Annotated in this window: 6 protein-coding genes and 1 pseudogene; all 7 read left to right on the top strand. The window is 46.1% G+C overall.

Annotation, left to right across the window (positions count from 1 at the left end):
* Positions 1–86: pseudogene (locus C8R14_RS12740) on the top strand (IS5/IS1182 family transposase); the annotation flags it as partial.
* 674 nt (positions 87–760) lie between these two features.
* On the top strand, positions 761–2,476 hold the full coding sequence (locus tag C8R14_RS12735; protein ID WP_011635217.1) for a protein adenylyltransferase SelO: 1,716 nt from the start codon (positions 761–763) through the stop codon (positions 2,474–2,476).
* A gap of 344 nt (positions 2,477–2,820) precedes the next feature.
* Positions 2,821–3,498 carry a pseudouridine synthase gene (locus C8R14_RS12725; protein ID WP_309147367.1) on the top strand — a complete coding sequence of 226 codons (678 nt, stop codon included), beginning with the start codon at positions 2,821–2,823 and terminating at the stop codon, positions 3,496–3,498.
* A 397-nt stretch (positions 3,499–3,895) separates the two neighbouring features.
* Positions 3,896–4,111, top strand: coding sequence for an ATP-binding cassette domain-containing protein (locus tag C8R14_RS12720; protein WP_256212136.1), 216 nt, complete (start codon positions 3,896–3,898; stop codon positions 4,109–4,111).
* A gap of 193 nt (positions 4,112–4,304) precedes the next feature.
* Positions 4,305–5,435 carry an HD-GYP domain-containing protein gene (locus tag C8R14_RS12715; protein ID WP_166485022.1) on the top strand — a complete coding sequence of 377 codons (1,131 nt, stop codon included), beginning with the start codon at positions 4,305–4,307 and terminating at the stop codon, positions 5,433–5,435.
* Positions 5,436–5,489: 54 nt separating this feature from the next.
* Positions 5,490–5,819, top strand: a complete 330-nt coding sequence (locus tag C8R14_RS12710; RefSeq protein WP_166485021.1) for a transposase — start codon at positions 5,490–5,492, stop codon at positions 5,817–5,819.
* 118 nt (positions 5,820–5,937) lie between these two features.
* A partial coding sequence (locus tag C8R14_RS12705) for a transposase (protein WP_143000361.1) occupies positions 5,938–6,143 on the top strand: 206 nt, incomplete at its 3' end.

The raw sequence follows: 6,143 nt of genomic DNA, 5'->3' as shown, positions 1-6,143 counted from the left end.
TATGGAAAAATTGTGAGCGTAAACTTAACACCAGCTTGCAGTTTATTCATCTGGCCTTCATGGCACTGATACTCAGAAGATCATAAACAGATTCTTACAGTTGTGTTTGTGCATGGTAGGGGTTCCCCATAAGCTGCAAGGTTTTCACGTCAAGGGCCAGCCCAATAAGCCCAATATTTGCTTGTGTTAGTTAATAGGTTGTATGACTGCTAAGCAAGGTTTCGCATTCCCTTTAGTAGCGCTGTAACATTAGTCAAACGCAAAGAGGCTGGTTGCCTTGCGGCATATTAATTTTAAAGGCATGGGGTTTACATAGAGTTTACTTGGTGAGCTCCATGCTTTTTTATTGAGCGTTGAGCTTGTTTTTAAGGTGTTGTGTTTGTGATTTTTTTACATATTTTGTTATTTATCCCAACTTGTTTTGCGTTAAATTTGTCGTCCGCCCCAAATAACTTGATGGCTTGGCCAATGGCAAATATTATGACGTGTGTACGGCTTGCTATGCAGGGGCTGGCCGTTTGCTCGCCTTTGCTGGAATGATCACTTTAGCTGCTTTAGGCTTAGTCTCAATTTTATATACTTCAGAGCATTTGTTTTCCTCCATAAAGTTAGCAGTATCCCTATCAATTTATTTTTACGGCAAAGTAACCGGGAAAGCGGTTGCCGGCGTTTCCGCCTCTGAGAAAATACCCACTTGCGCGATGCCATCACTTCCTGGAGTTCCCCGGTACATCCCCTGGTCCACGCATGAGGAGCCCTTATGATAAAGCGACTGACCCAAGAAACACCCCCTATCATTGCGACTCTTGACGATCTCGCAAAATTGGCAAATTATTCGTTCATGGATTCTCTCAACTGCGACCCTGACGCGGAAGTAAACGGACGCAACCACACGCCGCGGCAAGTCTTTACGGGTCACTATGTTCCCGTCAACCCCACGCCAATTGAAGACCCCGAGTACGTGGCGCACAGTAAAAACTTTTTTCGCGAACTGGGCTTTGCCAACAGCATGGCGACGTCGGCCGACTTCGTCCGCGTGTTCTCCGGCGACCTTGCCCATGTTCCGGAGCCGATGCGCAAGGTCGGTTGGGCGTGTGGCTATGCACTTTCCATCTTCGGCACCGAATACTACCAGCAATGCCCGTTCCAAACCGGCAATGGATATGGCGACGGGCGCGCAATTTCAGTGCTTGAGGCCGTCATCAACGGTCAGCGTTGGGAAATGCAGCTAAAAGGTGGTGGCCGGACACCCTATTGCCGGGGCGCCGACGGACGGGCCGTTCTGCGGTCGAGTGTCCGGGAGTTTCTGGCACAGGAGCACATGCATGCGCTTGGGGTGCCAACGTCTCGATCTTTGAGTTTGTATGTTTCAAAAACGGAGAAGGTCCGCCGGCCATGGTACTCGGAGGGTTCACACTCGCAGGATCCGGACATGCTTGTATCGGAAGCGGTTGCCATCTCGACACGCGTGGCATCTTCGTTCATTCGGGTTGGTCAACTCGAGCTCTTCGGTCGCCGTGCCCGCAAGATGGAACACCCACGAGCGATGGAAGAGCTCGAAAAGATTGTGTTGCATTTGATCGATCGTGAGTACGATAACGTCATCGACCAGAAGCTGGCGACCACCGAAAAAGTGGTGTTGCTTGCCCGTGAATTTCTCAACCGACTCACGTCGCTGGTGGCGAACTGGATCCGCGTCGGCTACTGTCAGGGTAACTTCAACAGTGACAACTGTGCGGCTGGCGGCTTCACACTCGACTACGGCCCATTCGGATTCTGTGATGTGTTCAATCCACATTACCAGCCTTGGACGGGTGGTGGGCGTCATTACTCGTTCCTGAACCAACCCGTGGCAGCAGAACGCAACTTCCACATGTTTTGTTCGGCATTGCGGCCGTTGCTGATGGCGCATCAGGACTGTCTGGCGCAGCTCGACGAGATCCAAAGTGATTTTCCAAAGGTGATGCAAGCGCAAATGGAGAAGATGTGGGCTGCCAAGCTTGGGCTTGGCACTTTTCATGCGACGTTGTTCAGCGAGCTGGTAACGTTGATGCTGCAAACATCGGTTGATTACACCATGTTCTTCCGTGAGCTCTCGATGGTGCCCGACGATATTGGCTTACTCAAAAAAAGCTTCTACAAGAACTCGACGTATCATGCAGACTCGGAAGGGATGGACAAACGATGGTCAGCGTGGCTCACAAAATGGAAGTCGCTCACTCAATCTTGCTCTCGTGAGGAACTTTCTCGCCAGATGAAACGCGTCAACCCAAAATACAGTTTGCGGGAATGGTTCGTGGTGCCTGCGTATCAGCAAGCGGCTACAGGAGACTACTCTTTAATTCAAGAGCTGCAGGAGGTCATGACACAACCATACGCCGAGCAATCGAAGGACGTGGATGAGAAATACTATAGGCTGAAGCCACTGGAGTTGTTTGGCGTCGGTGGGTCGTCGCATTTAAGCTGTTCATCGTGACTTTTCAAAAACCGATTGGAGCTATGGGCGTGGCCACACCAATGTTGGAAGCGCTGCTGAGACTAGAGGACAGCACCGCAAGGCATAAAATCCCGGGCAATAACTCCTCGTTACCAAAGGCGTAGCCTTGCTGCTTTACCGTCTCAATTTCCAGTTCCAGTACCTGGATGATCGGTGAGGGTGTTTTTTGTGAATTGCTGCAGCATTCAGCGCAGGATCGGTTTGGGTATACCCGTTCGAATCAACTTGATCCCGTGCTCACTCCTCAGTTCTCTTCATCACTGGGCTGACCTTTACCCTTGGGTGTCTTTTCTTCGTACCATCCTTCTTAATTTCTTCATTACCTGCCCAGGAGCTACCTCATAGCTGAGCTTATCCTTTTCAATAAGCCGTTTCATGTACTCAGTCAGTTTACAGACAAACGCACGGCGGCCGGACCAGAACGCCGATCTACCCTCGCAGACTGGATCGAAATTCCTAGCGTCTACCCGGCCGGGCGACTGGATTACGATTCCGAGGGCCTCCTGCTATTGACCGATGATGGTTTCTTGCAGCATCGCATTGCGTCGCCAGTCCAGAAAATGCCGAAAACTTACTGGGTGCAGGTAGAGGGTAATATTTCTGCAAGCGCTATAGCTGCGCTTTCAGCCGGTGTAATGCTTAAAGATAGGTGCACCCGGCCAGCTAAAGCGTGCGCAATGGAAGAGCCGGCTCTGTGGCCCAGAGTTCCGCCGGTGCGCTGGCGCGATTCAATCCCTACCAGCTGGCTGGAACTGATCATAACGGAAGGCCGTAACAGGCAGGTGCGACGAATGACGGCCGCCGTCGGCTTTCCAACGTTGCGACTGATCCGCTATCGTATTGGCAGCTGGTCGCTGGAAGGGTTGGAGCCGGGGGATTATCGTAGAATCCGCATCAATCTGCCCGCAGCCTTGCCCTCAGGAAATCGACCTGCATTTGCCCGACCTGCAAAGCTACCAAAAAGGATCCGGAAATCACGACGCGGTAGCCGTGGTCGTTGAAGACGCACACGGCCGATTCGGCGCGCTTATAGAAGAAGAGGGGATGACCTACCTGGTCAAGATGGAAAAAGGATGCAGCGTTGGCACCTCTGCAATCGGCGGCTTGCACCTACCGGATTGCGCTTGGTCGCCGCACAGGTCAAAAAGTACTGACGTTGAAAACCGCACCCACACAAAATCTGGAACAGTCAGACCAGGAGTACTGCGCCAACTCCCATGTCTTTAGCCTGCATGCCTGAGTCGTTGATGGTCAAATCTGGTATGACAGCGCAAGAAAGATAAATTTTCCGCTGCAAAAAAGAGGTGTCGGTTTTGTATTTCAAGACTATGCACTTTTCCCTAATATGAGTATTAGAAAGAACCTTGAGTTTGCCAAAAAAAGAAAAACAGCAATCTCATAGATGAGATTCTTGAGCTCATGGAGCTGAAGAATCTAGCAGATACACCTCCGCAAAATATAAACGAAGGTCAAAAACAGAGAGTTGCAGTTGCAGGAGCTTTAATGAGCAACCCAAAAATACTTCTGCTCAATGAGCCGCTCTCTGCCCTTGACTCTGCTATGAGATTGAAGCTTCAAGATGAATTAAAATGGTTCACAAAAAATTTGGCATAACCTCTATTTTAAAACTATGATAATAGATAAACTAAAATCTATTATAGATATTAATAGCAATAATATTGTTAACTCTTTTTTTAAAAGAGCTCTCTTCTCCTTCATATTCATTAGCATAATAAGCACTATATTTATAATAAATTTTCAACAGTACAATTTTTATAACTCTTTAGCAGAGGAGATTAAAACAAATGTGGATACTAAATTATATAAATACAGTGAAAATCTAAAGTTCTCAGATATAAATGTACTTAAAGATGGTGTAAAAATTTTAACGGAGCAACTTGGATTTGTAATAATTGAAATATATGATGATAAAAAAAAGAAGTTATTTAAATTCACTTCTTCTGAAGAAAAATTTGCACGGAACCTAGAACTCATTCAATCTGACTACAATCTTATTGGTGATGATTCCAAAACATCTAAAAAAGTGAATTATAATTTTTTTACTATTTTAGATAAGTATCATTTTATGCAGATTTTTTACCCTGTATACAAATCAAACAGACTATTCGGTTATATTAAAGGTATCTATTATATAGAACCAATTGTGGTTAAAAGATTTAAGCAAGGTATATTTACAACAATAGTAACAGTATTATTGACAATATCTATTTTTTCTCTTCTAATATTTCCACTCATATATTTCGCATATAAAAAGTTAAACGCGCACAGATTAGAGCTTTTATCTAGTAATATTATGGCAATAAAAACTCTTGGTACTGCAATTGCCCTTAGAGATAGTGATACGGATGAGCATAACTACAGAGTAACTCTCTATGCAATTAAATTTGCCCAGAGCATAAACCTAGACCATGAAAGCATTAAAGTATTGATAAAAGGGGCTTTCTTGCATGATGTTGGAAAGATAGGAATATCTGATAATATCCTTCTTAAAAATGGAAGTTTAAGCGAAGAAGAGTTTGAGGTGATGAGAAGCCATGTGGTTAAAGGAGTTGAACTTGTTAACCATAATAGTTGGCTGGAAGATGCAAAAAATGTAATTTTGTATCATCATGAAAGGTATGATGGAAGCGGTTATCCAAACAATATAGAAGGTAAGGAGATACCAGTAACTGCGAGAATATTTGCTATTGTTGATGTATTTGATGCGCTAACTTCTAAAAGACCTTATAAAGAGCCATTTAGTTATGAAAAAAGTGTTGCGATTTTAAAAGATGGTTACAATAGCCAATTTGACGGGAAGTTATTAAATAATTTCATCGAAATTTCCAATAAACTATATACAGACACCAGACTAGAACAAAAAGAGGAGCTAAAAAAAGAGCTCGAGAGTCTAATTAAAAAATACTTTTTGGAATAACATCCGAAGCACAGACCAGTGCGATTACACGTGTTCAATGTTTCGGTTTGTTGTTTGGCTGCTAATCTCAATATTCATCTACATTGTCTCGTGCTTGATGGCGTTTACCGTGTCCAGAATGGTACGGCAGAATTCCACGGCGCACGGTCACCGATGGCTGAGCAGTTACAAAGCCTGCTCAGCCAGATTATCCAACGCATCATGAAAGCATTGATCCGCCACGGCGCGCTTATAGAGGAGGAGATAACCTACCTGGCCGAGATGGAAACGGATGCAGCGTTGGCACCACTGCAATCGGCGGCTTGCACCTGGATTGCGCTTGGTCGCCGCGCAGATCAAAAAGTACTGACGTTGAAAACCGCGCCCACACAAAATCTGGAATAGTCAGACCAGGAGTGCTGCGCCAACTCCCACGGCTTTAGCCTGCATGCCTGGGTGCGTTGCGCCATGAATCAGCGTAAGAACCTGTTCAAAGTCTAGGGGAGTATGAGAAACTCGGAAGATGAGAAGAAGTTACCCGAGCGACATCAGTCGTGAACAATTCGAGCTTATCAAGCCTTTGCTGGAGAGCGCGCGCAGGAAGACCAGCCCTCGACGAATAGATCTGTACGATGTTTTTTGTGCGGTGCTGTATTTGCTCAAGAGCGGCTGCCAGTGGCGAGCCCTGCCTAATGACTTTCCCAAGTGGCGCACTGTCCACTCATACTG

Source organism: Nitrosomonas eutropha, assembly GCF_003201195.1.
Lineage (GTDB): Bacteria > Pseudomonadota > Gammaproteobacteria > Burkholderiales > Nitrosomonadaceae > Nitrosomonas > Nitrosomonas eutropha.
The sequence above is the reverse complement of the archived record's forward strand: the minus strand, read 5'-3'. Positions and strand labels throughout refer to the sequence as shown.